The sequence below is a fragment of the Bordetella tumulicola genome, from assembly GCF_965138755.1.
Classification (GTDB): domain Bacteria; phylum Pseudomonadota; class Gammaproteobacteria; order Burkholderiales; family Burkholderiaceae_B; genus Bordetella_A; species Bordetella_A tumulicola.
This window is the reverse complement of the sequence record NZ_CBCSFP010000014.1, coordinates 1-14,089: the sequence shown is the minus strand read 5'-3', so window position 1 is coordinate 14,089 and position 14,089 is coordinate 1. Positions and strand designations below refer to the sequence as shown.

General features: G+C 59.7%; 16 protein-coding genes and 1 pseudogene. 7 read left to right on the top strand and 10 right to left on the bottom strand.

What is annotated here, in order from left to right; translation table 11 throughout:
• Positions 1–20: 20 nt before the first annotated feature.
• Complete coding sequence (locus tag ACNAZS_RS23735; RefSeq protein WP_415793012.1) at positions 21–362, bottom strand: FxLYD domain-containing protein; 342 nt, start codon at positions 360–362, stop codon at positions 21–23.
• Between the two features lie 194 nt (positions 363–556).
• Between ACNAZS_RS23735 and ACNAZS_RS23730 the strand changes: the two genes are divergently transcribed.
• The 3 genes from ACNAZS_RS23730 to ACNAZS_RS23720 all read left to right on the top strand — a co-directional run bounded on the left by ACNAZS_RS23730 (position 557) and on the right by ACNAZS_RS23720 (position 1,851).
• Positions 557–877, top strand: a complete 321-nt coding sequence (locus ACNAZS_RS23730; protein ID WP_415793011.1) for a DMT family transporter — start codon at positions 557–559, stop codon at positions 875–877.
• Between the two features lie 59 nt (positions 878–936).
• Positions 937–1,326 carry a DMT family transporter gene (locus tag ACNAZS_RS23725; protein ID WP_415793010.1) on the top strand — a complete coding sequence of 130 codons (390 nt, stop codon included), beginning with the start codon at positions 937–939 and terminating at the stop codon, positions 1,324–1,326.
• A 114-nt stretch (positions 1,327–1,440) separates the two neighbouring features.
• Complete coding sequence (locus tag ACNAZS_RS23720) at positions 1,441–1,851, top strand: MarR family winged helix-turn-helix transcriptional regulator (protein ID WP_415793009.1); 411 nt, start codon at positions 1,441–1,443, stop codon at positions 1,849–1,851.
• A gap of 38 nt (positions 1,852–1,889) precedes the next feature.
• On the opposite strand, the gene pcaD is transcribed toward ACNAZS_RS23720, so the two are convergent.
• The 5 genes from pcaD to ACNAZS_RS23695 are packed head-to-tail and all read right to left on the bottom strand — an operon-like array spanning position 1,890 to position 4,692.
• Positions 1,890–2,669 carry a 3-oxoadipate enol-lactonase gene (gene pcaD, locus ACNAZS_RS23715; RefSeq protein WP_415793007.1) on the bottom strand — a complete coding sequence of 260 codons (780 nt, stop codon included), beginning with the start codon at positions 2,667–2,669 and terminating at the stop codon, positions 1,890–1,892.
• 59 nt (positions 2,670–2,728) lie between these two features.
• Positions 2,729–3,025, bottom strand: a complete 297-nt coding sequence (locus ACNAZS_RS23710; protein ID WP_415793006.1) for a YciI family protein — start codon at positions 3,023–3,025, stop codon at positions 2,729–2,731.
• A gap of 23 nt (positions 3,026–3,048) precedes the next feature.
• Positions 3,049–3,324: a muconolactone Delta-isomerase gene (gene catC, locus ACNAZS_RS23705; RefSeq protein ID WP_415793005.1), complete on the bottom strand. Its 276-nt coding sequence runs from the start codon at positions 3,322–3,324 to the stop codon at positions 3,049–3,051.
• Between the two features lie 43 nt (positions 3,325–3,367).
• Positions 3,368–4,012 carry a 3-oxoacid CoA-transferase subunit B gene (locus ACNAZS_RS23700; protein ID WP_415793004.1) on the bottom strand — a complete coding sequence of 215 codons (645 nt, stop codon included), beginning with the start codon at positions 4,010–4,012 and terminating at the stop codon, positions 3,368–3,370.
• Complete coding sequence (locus ACNAZS_RS23695; protein ID WP_415793003.1) at positions 4,009–4,692, bottom strand: 3-oxoacid CoA-transferase subunit A; 684 nt, start codon at positions 4,690–4,692, stop codon at positions 4,009–4,011. The genes ACNAZS_RS23700 and ACNAZS_RS23695 overlap by 4 nt, the downstream gene beginning before the upstream one ends.
• 157 nt (positions 4,693–4,849) lie before the next feature.
• Between ACNAZS_RS23695 and ACNAZS_RS23690 the strand changes: the two genes are divergently transcribed.
• Positions 4,850–5,626, top strand: coding sequence for an IclR family transcriptional regulator (locus ACNAZS_RS23690; protein WP_415793002.1), 777 nt, complete (start codon positions 4,850–4,852; stop codon positions 5,624–5,626).
• A gap of 39 nt (positions 5,627–5,665) precedes the next feature.
• Here ACNAZS_RS23690 and ACNAZS_RS23685 read toward each other — a convergent pair whose 3' ends face one another.
• The 3 genes from ACNAZS_RS23685 to ACNAZS_RS23675 form a co-directional block, all read right to left on the bottom strand.
• Positions 5,666–6,391, bottom strand: a complete 726-nt coding sequence (locus ACNAZS_RS23685; RefSeq protein WP_415793001.1) for an SDR family NAD(P)-dependent oxidoreductase — start codon at positions 6,389–6,391, stop codon at positions 5,666–5,668.
• A gap of 22 nt (positions 6,392–6,413) precedes the next feature.
• Positions 6,414–7,751, bottom strand: a complete 1,338-nt coding sequence (locus ACNAZS_RS23680; protein ID WP_415793000.1) for a short-chain fatty acid transporter — start codon at positions 7,749–7,751, stop codon at positions 6,414–6,416.
• Positions 7,752–7,867: 116 nt separating this feature from the next.
• Complete coding sequence (locus tag ACNAZS_RS23675; RefSeq protein WP_415792998.1) at positions 7,868–8,797, bottom strand: 3-hydroxyacyl-CoA dehydrogenase family protein; 930 nt, start codon at positions 8,795–8,797, stop codon at positions 7,868–7,870.
• Between the two features lie 396 nt (positions 8,798–9,193).
• Here ACNAZS_RS23675 and ACNAZS_RS23670 point away from each other — a divergent pair.
• Positions 9,194–9,642 (top strand): annotated as a pseudogene (locus ACNAZS_RS23670) (alpha/beta hydrolase); the annotation flags it as partial.
• 1 nt (position 9,643) lies between these two features.
• On the top strand, positions 9,644–10,132 hold a 489-nt coding region (locus tag ACNAZS_RS23665), incomplete at its 5' end, for an alpha/beta hydrolase (RefSeq protein ID WP_415792997.1).
• A gap of 58 nt (positions 10,133–10,190) precedes the next feature.
• Here ACNAZS_RS23665 and ppc read toward each other — a convergent pair.
• A complete protein-coding gene (ppc, locus tag ACNAZS_RS23660) occupies positions 10,191–13,040 on the bottom strand; it encodes a phosphoenolpyruvate carboxylase (protein ID WP_415792996.1) in 2,850 nt (949 codons plus the stop codon).
• Positions 13,041–13,292: 252 nt separating this feature from the next.
• On the opposite strand from ppc, the gene queC reads away from it, so the two are divergent.
• Positions 13,293–13,997, top strand: a complete 705-nt coding sequence (gene queC, locus ACNAZS_RS23655) for a 7-cyano-7-deazaguanine synthase QueC (protein ID WP_415792995.1) — start codon at positions 13,293–13,295, stop codon at positions 13,995–13,997.
• The last annotated feature ends 92 nt before the right edge of the window (positions 13,998–14,089 follow it).

Here is a 14,089-nt window from a genome sequence, read left to right as displayed (position 1 = left end):
CCGACAAAATGTCGAGCCCACTATTGAACCCGGATGTCCTTGGCGCTAAAGCGCACAAAATCCTGCGTGGTGGTGGTTTGTGCCTGCCACGTGTCGCCAGGAGCCAGGGGAGACGCGCGCTGATCTGTGACTTGACCAATTTTATTGCCCTGTGCGTCATATAGCGCGTAGGTGACGGACAACCCGTTGACGGGTTGGTCACGGTGGTTGGAGACGGCGCTGGTAATGACCCACACGCCATCAGCCTGACGGGTAGCAGCCAGATTGTTGATCGAGACACCGTGGGGCAGGCTGCTTTGCGCCAGCGCAGGCGTGGCGATCATGGGTAGCGCCAATAGCAGGGCGGCGAGGATTCTTTTCATTTCGAAGGCTCCAATATCGGGCCGCGCTGAGGGCGGAAAAACTAGATATAGCATTTTCATCAGCGGCTTAAGTAAATCCAGTACATGGAATTCTTTCCGGAGATTTCAATGTGCATGCGCATACAAATAAATTGACAACTATTTCTTTCCTATTTAATATGCATGCACATGCAAATAAATTAAGGGACTTAATCATGCATTGGCTATATCTGGGAGTTGCCGTGATTTTCGAGATCGTGGTCGCCATTTCGGCAGGCAAAGCGATGGGATTTACCCAAATCGGGTGGACGGTTGCGACGCTGGTCAGCGGCGGTATCGCGACTTTTTTCCTCAGCCTTGCATTGCTTACTTTCGATGTGGGCGTGGGCTACGCGATCTGGACGTCCGTCGCGGGTGTGGGAATTGTTGTTCTGGGCGCGCTGTTCTTCGGGCAGCGGCTGAACGTCAAGAAATTGATCGGGATCACGCTCGTGATCGGGGGCGTCGTGGGCCTGCGGCTTAGCGGTGCGGCGTGACGGTGCAGGCAGGTTCGCACTTTATTCAACTTCTATTGAATCTCTAAAAGGAAACAGACATGACGACGACAGACGGAATGAACCGGCACAACGGACGGGCGTGGACGATGTTGCTGCTGGCTAGTGCATTCGAGATTGGCTATGCATTGAGCGTCGCGGGCAGCAAGGCGTTCACGGTGCTGGGTTGGTCAGTTTCGGCCGTGGTGTTTTTCTTGCTGACGTTATATGCCCTTAGCGTTGCGCTGCGAACGATCGATGTGGGTATTGGCTACGCCGTTTGGGCAGGCATTGGTTCGGTCGGTGCAGCGGCGTTGGGTAGTGTCCTGCTCGATCAGCCGCTCACAATGACCCAGACATTCTGGCTGGGGGTCATCATCGCGGGAGTTGTCTGGCTGAAGCTCGCCGATAGCGCGAAGGGTCAACTCAACGAGGGTCACGTGCTTGGTTGAGCCGCGACGGGCTTGGATGTGGCGTTTCTCCTGAGTTGGTTTCGCTTTTTACTTGTATGGGCATACATATGTAAAAATGCGCTGTTCATTACGCAAGAGAAGTGGGAGTCGGCTATGACAAAGAAAAGCGGTCCGTGGCTTGATCTGATCCAAATCGTCGCCAACGTCGAGGCCGATCTAGGTAAGGTACTGCAAGCACAGCACGGGCTTGGCCTGTCGGAGTATCGCGCGCTAGAAGTGTTGGCGCGTTCTCCGGATTCCGAGCTGCGTATGCAGGAGCTGGCCTCGCATCTGCGTTTGAACCAAAGTTCGGTGTCGCGGATGGTCGAGCGCCTGGTGCGTGCCGGACTGACCATCCGCGACCTGTGTCCGGATGACAAGCGCGGGGTGTATACGGTGCTGACCGAACAGGGACGCAAGCGTCTTGATAGTGCACAGCCCGACTACGAAAGCGCACTGGGTGCCGCGCTCAAGGAGCATGGCGGCGAGAGGCTACTGTCAACGCACGTCGCAAAGGCCGGATAGGCGCCGCATCCCGTGTCGTGTAGGCCGGCGCCGACGGGTCAGGCCGTGAGAAAGTCGACGAGCGCGCGGGTATAGGCGTCCGGTTGTTCCCAATTGGCGATATGCGAGGTGTCGAGCTCGATGTAGCGGGCACCGGCAATGCCGGCAGCCAGGGCTTGACCGTCTTGCGGTGTGGCGGCAGGGTCTTGCGATCCGGAGATCACCAGTGTGGGGACCTTGATGTCGGCGAGTTTGCCGCGCAGATCAGCGTCGCGCAGCGCGGCACAGTTGCCGTTATAGCCCTCGTTCGAGGTACGGCGCAGCATGTCGACCAGCACCTGTGTCAGGCCCGGCTCGGCGGCGCGGTAGGCGGGCGACAGCCAACGCTCGACCAGGCCGCTGGCCATGTTCTCCAGGCCGTTTTCGGTGACGGCGGCTATACGGGATGACCAGCCTTCGACGCTGCCGACGCGAGCCGCCGTGTTGGATAACACCAGCTTGCGCACACGTTGCGGGTGATCAAGCGCCAGTTGCAGACCGGTGGGACCGCCCATGGATAGGCCGCAGAAGCTGGCTTGGTCGATGTTCAGGTGGTCGAGCAGTTCGGCGACATCGCCTGCCAGTTGCGAGAAGGTGTAGTCGCCGGTGGGGACCGACGATTTGCCATGGCCGCGGGTGTCGTAGCGCACCACGCGAAAGTGTTGCGATAGCGTGGGAATTTGGCGTGCCCACATGTCGGAGCACGTGCCGAGCGAGTTGGACAGTACCAGTGCGGGCGCATCGGCCGGACCGTCGATGACGTAGTACAGGCGAACTTGGCTGAGATCAGCGTAAGACATAAAAAATCCTGTTTCCGATGGGTGATCTGGGCGGGGAGAGGGCAGGCAATGTGTCCTGACTACAGAAACAGTTCGCCGCCGACGTAGGCTTTGCGCCAGCGTGTGATGGTGATGCGTTCGAACAGATCCGCTTTGGCGAATGGGTCTGCGGCGATGAACGCCTCGGCTTGCTCGCGGGTATCGAGGTCCACCACGTAGAGTCCACCACCCGCATCCTGACCATCGTCTTGCAGTTTGGCGCCGCAGGCCAGTAGCAACTGTTTGTTGGCGTCCAAATAGTCTAGATGGGCAGCGCGATGTAGTTGACGCAGGGCTTGGTGGCCGGGCCTGTCGAAGGTTTCGATGATGTAGGGCATATGAGGCTCCCAGGTCGAGGGACTTAGATGGCCGAAGGATGGCGCGCCAGCGCGGTGACCTGAACATCCATGTACGGGAACAGCGGCAGCGAGGACAGCAATTGATGCAGTTCGTCGTTATTGTCCACGTCGAAGATGCTGACGTTGGCATAGCGGCCCGCCACGCGCCACAGGTGCGGCCATTTGCCGTCGCGCTGTAGTTGTTGCGCCAGGGCTTTTTCGTCGGCTTTGAGTTTGTCGGCGCGCTCAGCGGGCATGTCGACGGGCAGATTTACTTGCATTTGGACCATGAATAGCATGGAGATCTCCAGTCAGAGTCGTTTGTCGGGATCGTTTGCGCGCTTAGTTGGCAAACTTCAGGGGCAGGCCGGTCAGGCGCAGTAACTCGTCGGCAGTGATGTCGCCGAACAAGTCGATGACGGTGACGTCGCCGCCACGGATATCAAAGACCGCTACATCGGTGTAGACCCGCGAGACGCAGCGCATGCCGGTCAGCGGGTAAGTGCATTCGGCGACCAGCTTGCTTTGGCCTTCGCGGGTGAGCAGTTCCATCATCACAAAGACGTCTTTGGCGCCAATCGCCAAGTCCATGGCCCCGCCTACCGCGGGGATGGCGTCAGGGGCACCGGTGTGCCAGTTGGCCAGATCACCGTGCTGCGAGACCTGGAAGGCGCCCAGCACGCAGATGTCCAGATGGCCGCCGCGCATCATGGCAAACGAATCGGCGTGATGAAAAAATGCGCAACCGGGCAACTCGGTCACGGGCTGCTTGCCGGCATTGATCAGGTCGTAGTCTTCTTCGCCTTTAGCGGGGGCGGGGCCCATGCCCAGCATGCCGTTTTCGGTATGCAGGATGACTTCACGGTCAGCGGGCAAGTGGTTGGCGACCAACGTGGGCAGGCCGATGCCGAGGTTGACGTAGGCGCCTTCAGGGATGTCTTGTGCGACGCGGGCGGCGATCTGGTCGCGGGTCAGTTTGGTGCTCATTGCTGCTCCTTGGCGGCCGGGGCGATTTGCACGACGCGTTGAACAAAGATGCCGGGGGTGACGACGGTTTCGGGGTCGAGTTCGCCGAGCTCGACGATTTCACGAACTTGGGCGACGGCGACACGCGCGGCGCTGGCCATGATGGGACCAAAATTGCGTGCGGTTTTCCGATAGACCAGATTTCCCCAGCGGTCACCGCGATCGGCTTTGATCAGCGCGTAGTCGGCGTGCAGGGGATATTCCAGTACGTAGTGGCGGCCGTTGATTTCACGGGTTTCCTTGCCGTCTGCCAGCGGCGTGCCATAGCTCGTGGGCGTGAAGAATGCGCCGATCCCCGCGCCTGCGGCGCGAATGCGCTCGGCAAGGTTGCCCTGAGGCACCAGTTCGAGTTCCAACTGGCCGCTGCGGTACAGGCCGTCAAAGACCTGCGAGTCGGATTGACGCGGGAACGAGCAGATGACTTTGCGCACCCGACCGGCCGCCAGCAATGCGGCCAGACCTGTCGTGCCGTTACCGGCGTTGTTGTTGATGATGGTGAGATCTTTGGCGCCTTGTTCCAGCAGGGCGTCGATCAGTTCCATGGGCTGGCCGGCGGTGCCGAAGCCGCCAATCATGACGGTGGCGCCGTCGGGCACGTCCGCCAGGGCGGCCGTAGCATTTGCAACGAGCTTTGAGATCATGGGAGTCCGCAATAAAAAGGGCGTGTCATAATTTGTTCTTAATTAGAACTTTCGTTCATTTGAAGAACATCGTTTCATGGTGGCCGGGGAGTGTCAAGGTGGATACGCCACGTGCCACCCCCGGCGGTTTCGGGCTTGCGCGAACATGGTTACAGATATGGAAAACACACAGCAACCCAGTGATACCTATGTACAGTCGTTCGCACGTGGGCTGTCTGTTATCCGGGCTTTTGGCCCGCAACGCCCGCAGATGACGTTGTCGGAGGTCGCGACCGTTTGCGAGTTGACCCGCGCGGGCGCGCGGCGCATTTTGTTGACCCTGGAGCATCTGGGTTATGTGACGGTCGAGGGCCGCCAGTTTTCCTTGACGCCGCGAATCCTGGAGTTGGGCTATGCGTACCTGTCGGCCACGCCGTTGTGGGATTTGGTGTTGCCCTATATGGAGACGGTGGCCGAAGCCACGCGGGAGTCGTGTTCGGTCTCCGTACTGGATGGCACGGATATCGTGTACATCCTGCGTCTGTCCACGCATAAGGTCATGAGCATCAATCTGTCGGTCGGCAGTCGTCTGCCTGCGTGGGTGACATCTATGGGGCGGGTGTTGCTGGCGGGCTTGCCGGCCGACGAACAAGATCGCGTGTTGGCGGCCAGTGATATCCGCAAGCTGACCCCACACACGGTGACGGACATGCCTGATCTGAAACGCCTGTTGGCCCAGGTACGCGCCGATGGATATGCCTGCGTGGTGCAAGAACTGGAGCTCGGGTTGCAGTCGCTGGCGGTGCCCATCATCGATCGAACCGGGCGAGTGATCGGGGCGATGAACGTCAGCGGACACGCGAGTCGCTATTCGCGCGAGGCGATGCTGCAAGCCTTCTTGCCGCCATTGCGCGACGCGGCCGAGCACATCAACCAAGCACTGCGGCGCCGCTAAAGAGCGGCGCGCAGGTGCAGGCGTGACGTAGTGACGCATTTAGATTGGTGCCACGCCCAGCGTGGTGCCGCCGCACACATACAGCATCTGTCCCGTCACAAAACCATTGTCCGGCGACAAGAAAAACATCGCGGCACGCGCGACATCTTCGGGCGTACCCAAGCGCTTGACCACAATGCTGTTAATGATGCGCTGCGTTTGCGGTGCGCCATCGGGGTTGCTATTGCGAAACAGGTCGGTGGCAATAGGGCCGGGGCCGATGGCATTGACCGTGATGCCATCGCCGCCCAGTTCCATGGCCAGCGTGCGGGTCAGGCCCACTAGTCCGGCTTTGGTGGCTGAGTAGACCACGCGATCGGGCTTGCCCAGTGCGGCGCGGGAAGACATATTGACGATGCGGCCAAAGCCCGCTTCGCGCATCGCCGGCAACACGGCTTGCACCAGGATCATCGTGGTGCGCAAATGCAGGGCGACGACATAGTCCAGGTCGGCCAGTGTGGCGGTATCGGCTGTGCCCGGACGGGTGGCACCCGCGTTGTTAACCAGGCCGATAATGGTGTGATCGCGCGTGGCTTGCGCCGCGGCGGCCACTGTTTGCGCCTCGTTAGTCAAATCCGCCTGGATTGACACGAGCCCTTCGGGCGCATTGTCGGGCAGGCGATAGTCGATGTTGACCACGCGATGCCCCGCCTCGAGCAGGGCGCGCACAATCGCGGCGCCGATGCCGGCGCTACCGCCCGTCACGAGATAAGCGTTGGGTTTCATAATGAATACCTCGGGTCGCAGGTTAGTGGGTCAGGATGCCCCAAGCCAGCACGGCGCAGATGTGGATGATGCCCACCCAGACCATCATGATGACGGTGTAGCTCATGACATCACGCAGCTTCAATTTCGATAGTGCCAGTGCCGGCAGTATCCAGAACGGCTGGACCAAGTCGTTCCATGCGTTGCCCAGCATGACGGACATCGAGGTCTGGCTGATCGAGCTGCCAATTTCTTTGGCTGCATCAATCATGAAGGGTCCTTGGATCACCCAGTGCCCGCCACCCGAGGGCGCGAAGAAGTTGATAAAGAACGAACTGATCAGGCCCCAGAAAGGCAGCGTGCCCGGTGTGGCCACATCGACAAAGACGTGCGAGATGGTATTCACAAGGCCGGAGCCCGCCATGATGGCCATGATGCCGGCGTAGAACGGGTATTGCAGAATGATGCCGGAGATGGTCTTGATGCCGTCATTCAGTTTGGCCACGTAGGCTGCGGGGGTGCGCAGCAGCAGGATGCCCAGAAACAGAATGAAGAAATTGATCAGGTTCAGATCCAGCGTGCCGCCGTCGACGAAGTGAAACGCAACATAGGCCATGCCCAGCAGGCCGATCAACAGGCTCAGAATGCGGCTGTTATTCAGCTTTGATGCAATGGTGTTTTGTTCCATCAGATCGCCACTGACCGGGGCTTCGGTCGATTTGTCGATATCGGGATCGACCTCGGTGACTTTGTCACCCGCGCGCGGGTGTAGCCAGGCGTTGAGCAGCGGCAGGGTGATGATGATGACCAAGCTGGTGATCAGCATGGGCACTGAAAAGATCGTTTCCGACAACGGTATCGTGCCCATCACGTCGGCCATGGGGTGCCCGGGGGTAGCGATCAGCACTGGGATGCTGGCCGACAGGCCCAGACCGTACATGGTAAAGCCGCTATAGGCAGCGGCAATGATCAGCGGGTAGTGCACGCCTTTGACTTTGAGCGCCAGTTTTTTGGCGACGATGCCACCAATGACCAGGCCGAAACCCCAGTTCAGATAACTGCCGACACCGCCCACCAGCGTGGCTACGATGATGGCCGTGCGAGGTTGATGTACGTGGCTGACGATACGGTCGAGCAGGCGGTCAGTCAATGGCGCCGTGGCCAGCACGTAGCCCATCGCCAGAATCACGGCCATCTGGGTCGTAAAGGCCAGCAAGCTCCAAAAGCCCTTGCCCCATTCTCTGGTGATCTCGCCCAGTCCTTGTCCCTCGATGCCCATTGCCATCAGCACCGTTAATAGTGTTAGTGCAATGGCGAACACGAATGGGTCGGGCAGATACTTACGCATCAGCTCCGTAAAGAACGACGTTAACTTATTCATGAAGTCTCCAACTTGCTTTGCAATACATGTAAAAGGGGGGATTGATGAGGAGCGCAGGCGTTGGAGCGCGGCGCCTTACTCGAATGAGATCAATCGGCAAGACGGCAACGCCTTCGTCAGGTTTGCCATTTATTGAGCCAAGCGACTAATTCGCCCAGGGCCGCGCTCTTTTCGGCCAAGACCTGCTCGCGGTGCTCTGGGGGCCAGGTATAGAAGCCTTGTCCGCTCTTCGCGCCTAATTGACCGGTGGCGACTTTTTCACTCAGCAATGCCGAGGGCGTCGTGCGGTTTTCCAGGTCGGCGTAGAGATAGGTCGCAATAGCGTGGTGTACGTCGATGCCGTTCATATCGCGTTGTTCTAGCGGCCCGGACAAGGCGAGGCGGATGCCCAGGCTCCACTTCACGACTTCGTCGATGTCTTCGGCGCTGGCAATACCTTGTTCCAATAACGAGATGGCTTCGCGCGCCAGGGCGTGCTGGATGCGGTTGGCAATAAAGCCTGGAATATCGCGATTGACCAGCACGGGTCGCTTGCCCACCAATCGCAAGGCGGCCATGACGCGTTCAACCGTGGCGGCAGAGGTGTCGTCATTGCGCACGACCTCCACGAGCGGAATGACGTCGGCGGGCGTAAAAAAATGCGTGCCCACAAAACGATCGCGTCGGATTACGGACTGGGCGATCGCATTGATGGATAAACCCGAGGTGTTGGTCGCGAAAATCGTCTTCGGCCGGCACAGGGTATCGAGGCGGGCAAAGGTTTCTCGCTTGAGTTCCAGCTTTTCGGGAATGGCCTCGATGACCAAATCGCAGGACGAGGCGGCCTCGAGGCCGGGATCCATGCGAATGCGGCGCCGCGTGTCGGCGAGGGTATCAGGGGCATATCCCCCCAGTTGCCGATCGATGACACTGCTGGCGCGCTCTAGCGCGCCGGGCATCGGGTCGATCAAGACGACCTCGATATTTTTTGCTGCAAATAGGGCGGCAATGCCGCTACCCATGGCGCCCGCGCCGATGACGGCCAAGCTCTGGATAGGAAAATCCATGTTGAAAGGCTCCGAGAGGCCGCGCTCGGTGATGGGCGCGTCGAAGCACGTCTCATCCTAGTACCGTCCGGGTGCGTGCCAGGAATTATTTGTTCTAAATACGAACATTTGTGCGTATCTAGAATTTATAAAAGGGATAGTACTAAGAAATTTGGGCGTACGCCAATGGCTCCGCGCCGTGATAGCGGTCAATGTTTAGCGTGGAGGCAGGATCAAGATGCGGATAGGGCGTGGTGTTCCATCAGCTAGAATTCGAACTTATTCTCATTTACGGTAGCGGATCCACTTGCTGTTCACAGTGCCATCCGACGCGGTTTCCCCCAATAGCGAGTGCTGCCCGCGTCCGTAATCCCCAAATCACTGTTAGCTGGAACGACGTTGAGATTCGCCTTGTCTATGAAATTGTCGATGCTGTCTTTGTGCGGCCTATTGGGATCGACCTACTCTCTCGCGCAGATACCCGCACCCGGGCAAATGCCGGGCATGCAACGCGTCGGCGAGACGATCGCTGATCATCCGTCGCAGTGGTATCGATTCGAACGGCATCAGATCGACTCGGCGGACGGCAAACGTCGCTATCGCATTGAAATTTCGATTCCGCGCGCACCCGCGCCGGCCGACGGCTACTCCGTGCTGTACATGCTGGACGGCAATGCCGCGATGGCGACGCTCAAAGACGAGGATCTGGCCGCATTGTCGCGGAGCAATCCGCCGGTGCTGGTCGCGATCGGCTATGACGTACCGACGCGCAATGATGTGGTGTCTCGCGCATTCGATTACACCCTTCCCATCTACCAAAACGGGCAACGCGTGCCCGCTCAGGACGGGCGAGGGCGGGAAGAGGGNGGGGCCGATATTTTTTTAGACTACATCACGTCGACCGTCAAGCCGCTGGTGCAGTCGCGCGCCAAGGTGAATCCCGGCAAGGCGTACTTGTGGGGGCACTCCTATGGCGGCCTGTTTACGCTGCACACTCTGTTTACGCAACCGGATGCCTTCGCCCGCTATATCGTGGGAGACCCCTCCGCTTGGTGGAATGACGGCATGCTCGTCAAGGAGTGGCAGGCTTTTGCCGTGGACAAGGTGGCGGGCAAGCGCATTGCCATTCTCGTGGGCACCAAGCCACGAGATCCCAATCGACCGATGCCACCGGGCCGCAGCGCGTCATTGAATCAGGCTCGGACGGCGAATCCACGCGCTATCCTTGGCGAGATGGCAGCAGCGTTGCGTCAGGCCGGTGGCGACGCCACGTACGAGTCCTTCCCGCAATACGGGCATGGCGAGATGATTCGGATGTCACTCGAGCGTGCGTTGGAAATCGCCGTTCAGCCATAAGTGTGCAACCTGCAGATCAGGTGCTTCAGATTGCGAAGCCTGATCTGCCGCGTCACCCTTAACCCGAGTTCCTCAATCCCGCCGCGATGCCGTTAATGGTCAGGTGAATGGCGCTGCGCACACGTTTGTCGGGCTCGGTGGTGCCGTCTTGCTGGGCGGCCCGATAGCGGCGAATAAGATCGATCTGTAGATAATTCAGCGGATCGATATAAGCGAAGCGTTCGCGCAGCGAGGCTTGTAGCACCGGATTGTCGGCCAGCAGTTCTCGTTGCGTCAGCAGGCGAAGCATGGCGACCGTGCGGCCATGCTCGGCGCTGATCTGGCTGAAAATACGGTCGCGCAGTGCGCGGGCGGGCAGCAGTTGCGCGTAGCGCGCCGCGATGGCTAGATCCGATTTTGCAAGCACCATTTCCATGTTGGACAGCAGCGTACGAAACGCCGGCCATTCACGCGCCATCTCTCGTAATTGCGCCAAACGGGCGCGCCGCGCGCGAGGGGTGCCTGTCGCGCCCGTCTCGAGATAGGATTCAATGGCCGAGCCCACGCCGTACCAGCCTGTCAGCATCAGCCGGCATTGCGCCCATGAGAATCCCCACGGAATCGCGCGCAGCTCGCCAATGTCCTGGCCTTGTTTGCGCGATGCCGGACGCGAGCCGATATTGAGCCCCGCAATTTCCGTAATGGGTGTCGTCGCAAAGAAGTACTCCGCAAAACCTGGTGTGTCGTAGACCAGTCCGCGGTAACTGCGCTGCGCAGTGTCCGACATGAAGGACATCACAGGGCCGTAGTGAGCCATGTGCGCGTCTTCGGCACTGGTGGCCGCCGCCCGAGGTGTCAAACTGGACTCGAGGGTCGCTGCGACGAGCAATTCCAAATGCCAACGGCCAACCTCGGCATCCTTGTATTTGCTCTGAATGACCTCGCCCTGCTCAGTCAGGCGCAATTGTCCGGCCACGGTGCCAGGGGGTTGCGCGAGGATGGCTTCAAAACTGGAGCCTCCGCCACGTCCGACCGAACCGCCGCGTCCATGAAACAAACGCAATCGCACGCCGCGTGCACTGAACACATCGACCAATGCGCGTTCGGCCTGATAGAGCGCCCAGTTCGACGTCAGGAAACCGCCGTCTTTGTTGCTGTCCGAATATCCCAGCATGACTTCCTGGGTATCGTTTTGCGCGTGTTTCACGCGCTCACGCACCTCAGGCAGATCCAGCCAGGCCGCCATGATTTCCGAGCCGCGCTCCAAATCGGGGATCGTTTCAAACAGTGGCACTACCATGAGTCCATCCTGAGGCTCAATGGCTTGGCCCGCGACAGTCGTCAACCCGCTTTCCTTTTGCAGCACCAGGACTTCGAGCAAATCGCTCAAGGTTTCGGTGTGTGACACAATCGTCTGTTGCACGGATCTCTTGCCGTAGCGGGCGCGGCCCGCAGCCGCCGCACGCAATACCGCCAATTCGCGCGTCGTTTCATCGCTATACGTAATCCAGGGCGATGCTAGCGGTCTGGCCTGCGCCAGTTCTGACCGCAACAAGGCGACACGTGCTTCTTCGTCGAGCTGACTATAGTCCACCGGCTTGCCGTTCAAGAGCGTGCCGGCCCGCGTGAACAACTCGGTCAGCACGCGCTCATGAACATCCGAGCTTTGTCGCAAGTCGAGGGTGGCCAAGTGAAAACCGAAGACTTCAACGGCCTGCTGCAGCCCGCTCAAGTGCAGCCTGGCGATGGGAGCGCCATGGTTTGCCGAGAGCGACGCGGCGACCACGGCCAGGTCCTCTGCCAGTTCGTGTGGCGACGTATAGGCGGGCGCCGGATGCGTGACACGGCGGGCCAGATCCCGGCCGGTCAGTTGTTGTGCGGTCGCCGCCAGACGTGCATACACGCCGACTAGCGCACGGCGATAGGGCTCATCGCGTCGATGGGCGGAATCGTCACCGCCCGCATCAGCCAGGGCCTGTAGTGGGGAGTCGGCATCGATCAACAGCGTCGTGATCGAGAGCTCCGCGCCTAGCGCATGGATCTCTTGCAGATAGTGCTCGAACAGGACCGTGGCCTGGCGCAGCAAGGCGAGCTCCAGCGTGTCGGCATCGACATTCGGATTACCATCGCGGTCTCCGCCTATCCAACTGCCCATGCGCAGAAATGGCGAGAGCGGCGCTGGCGGCGCGGCAAAGGGCTTGACGGGCGCCCGCGTCAAGAGACGCGACAGATCCGAATACACGCGCGGGATGACATTCAGAAACGTGCTGCGGTAGTACGACAGCGCGTTCTCGATTTCGTCGGCGACGGTCAGACGCGTATAGCGCAGCATGCGCGTTTGCCACAGCGTGGCGATACGGCCGAGCAGCGTCAGGTCCAGGTCGGCGATCTCTTGCACCGTCAAAGGCCCCTCGCGTTGCTGCAATACCGTTGCGATTTCACGGTGCACATCCAACGTGCTCTTGCGCTGGACCTCTGTCGGGTGCGCCGTGAGCACAGGCATGACGCAGGCCTCATCCAGCAACCGACGGATGCGGGCGCGTCCAACCCCCTGAGCTTCGAGCAACGCAATGGCTTCGCGCAGACTGCCACGCGTCGGCGTGTCATCGGTCAGGGCATGTGCGCGCTGGGCGCGATTCTGATCGCGGTCTTCGGCGATATTCGACAGATGCAGAAAATAACTAAACGCCCGCGCGACCGAGTTCGGGTCATTACCGCGCAATCGTTTGACGCGTTGCTCCAACAATTTGCCGTCGGCCTTATTTCCCTCACGCCGAAAACGTACCGCCGTACGACGCAGCGTTTCGATCGTATCGAACACCCGCTCACCCTCACAGGCCTGAATCACGTCGCCTAATAATCGTCCCAGCAGCCGGATATCGTGACGCAAGGGTTCGGCAGTATCAGACTGCGGGCGGATGGCTTTCATAGGCGTAGGGATCCGTCGATCTAGAGGGTGGGCAGGAAACTAGGGCAATCGCTAAAAACAACCGGGCGGGTAACGCGAGTTATTTTACGCACGCATACGGGCAAATACCCCTGAAATAAAAATGGGATATTTGCGGTTGGTGTCGTGCCTGTTATTTCGTGGGCCTGCAGGCGGTGCGACGCTGTGTAGTCTGCGACCTTGAGGTACAGTTTCTCCAGGGCGTTTTGCCCGGAAATGAGTTTGAAAGCGGTTATGCAAAATCATCAACGACGCGCGTTAGTCCTGTTCTCTGGCGGCCAAGACTCCACCACCTGCCTGGCCTGGGCGCTAAGCCGTTACGCGCACGTCGAGACGGTGGCGTTCGACTATGGACAACGTCATCGCATCGAACTGGATGCGCGCCTGAATGTCTTGCGCGAACTGCGAGCTCAATTCCCCGATTGGGCCCAGCGACTGGGCGAAGATCACTTGTTGGATTTGAAGGTGCTGGGACAAGTCGGCGACACCGCCATGACCAGCGATCGCGCCATCGAAATGCAAGAAAACGGCTTGCCCAACACCTTCGTGCCGGGCCGCAATCTGCTTTTCCTGACCCTGGCCGCGGCCCTGGGCTATCGCCGTCAACTGGACGTAATGGTGGGCGGCATGTGCGAAACCGATTTTTCGGGCTACCCAGACTGTCGGGATGACACCATCAAAGCACAGCAAGTCACGTTGAGCCTGGGCCTGGGGTCCCGCGTCACCATCGAAACCCCCTTGATGTGGCTAGACAAAGCCGACACATGGGAATTAGCCAATCAACTGGGCGGCCAGCCGCTAGTCGACATCGTGATCGACCACAGCCACACCTGCTATTTAGGCGAGCGCGGCACGCGTCACGACTGGGGCCACGGCTGCGGTACTTGCCCCGCGTGCGACCTGCGCAAAGCAGGCTGGCACCGCTGGATGTCCGCTTAAGCGCCTGCGCATTCTTGCGTTCGCTTGGCTGGGCTGTCCAGTGGCGGCGCCGGCCTTATCGCCTCGGCTCGGCCCAACCAGGGGCCTCGGTC

Coding starts and splice junctions, on each gene's coding strand:
- ACNAZS_RS23675 (WP_415792998.1), bottom strand. CDS start 8,797: ATGGATTTTCCTATCCAGAGCTTGGCCGTCATCGGCGCGGGCGCCATG.
- ACNAZS_RS23685 (WP_415793001.1), bottom strand. CDS start 6,391: ATGAAACCCAACGCTTATCTCGTGACGGGCGGTAGCGCCGGCATCGGC.
- ACNAZS_RS23720 (WP_415793009.1), top strand. CDS start 1,441: ATGACAAAGAAAAGCGGTCCGTGGCTTGATCTGATCCAAATCGTCGCC.
- ACNAZS_RS23690 (WP_415793002.1), top strand. CDS start 4,850: ATGGAAAACACACAGCAACCCAGTGATACCTATGTACAGTCGTTCGCA.
- ACNAZS_RS23725 (WP_415793010.1), top strand. CDS start 937: ATGACGACGACAGACGGAATGAACCGGCACAACGGACGGGCGTGGACG.
- ACNAZS_RS23710 (WP_415793006.1), bottom strand. CDS start 3,025: ATGCCCTACATCATCGAAACCTTCGACAGGCCCGGCCACCAAGCCCTG.
- ACNAZS_RS23735 (WP_415793012.1), bottom strand. CDS start 362: ATGAAAAGAATCCTCGCCGCCCTGCTATTGGCGCTACCCATGATCGCC.
- ppc (WP_415792996.1), bottom strand. CDS start 13,040: ATGAAAGCCATCCGCCCGCAGTCTGATACTGCCGAACCCTTGCGTCAC.
- ACNAZS_RS23680 (WP_415793000.1), bottom strand. CDS start 7,751: ATGAATAAGTTAACGTCGTTCTTTACGGAGCTGATGCGTAAGTATCTG.
- ACNAZS_RS23695 (WP_415793003.1), bottom strand. CDS start 4,692: ATGATCTCAAAGCTCGTTGCAAATGCTACGGCCGCCCTGGCGGACGTG.
- pcaD (WP_415793007.1), bottom strand. CDS start 2,669: ATGTCTTACGCTGATCTCAGCCAAGTTCGCCTGTACTACGTCATCGAC.
- queC (WP_415792995.1), top strand. CDS start 13,293: ATGCAAAATCATCAACGACGCGCGTTAGTCCTGTTCTCTGGCGGCCAA.
- catC (WP_415793005.1), bottom strand. CDS start 3,324: ATGCTATTCATGGTCCAAATGCAAGTAAATCTGCCCGTCGACATGCCC.
- ACNAZS_RS23700 (WP_415793004.1), bottom strand. CDS start 4,012: ATGAGCACCAAACTGACCCGCGACCAGATCGCCGCCCGCGTCGCACAA.
- ACNAZS_RS23730 (WP_415793011.1), top strand. CDS start 557: ATGCATTGGCTATATCTGGGAGTTGCCGTGATTTTCGAGATCGTGGTC.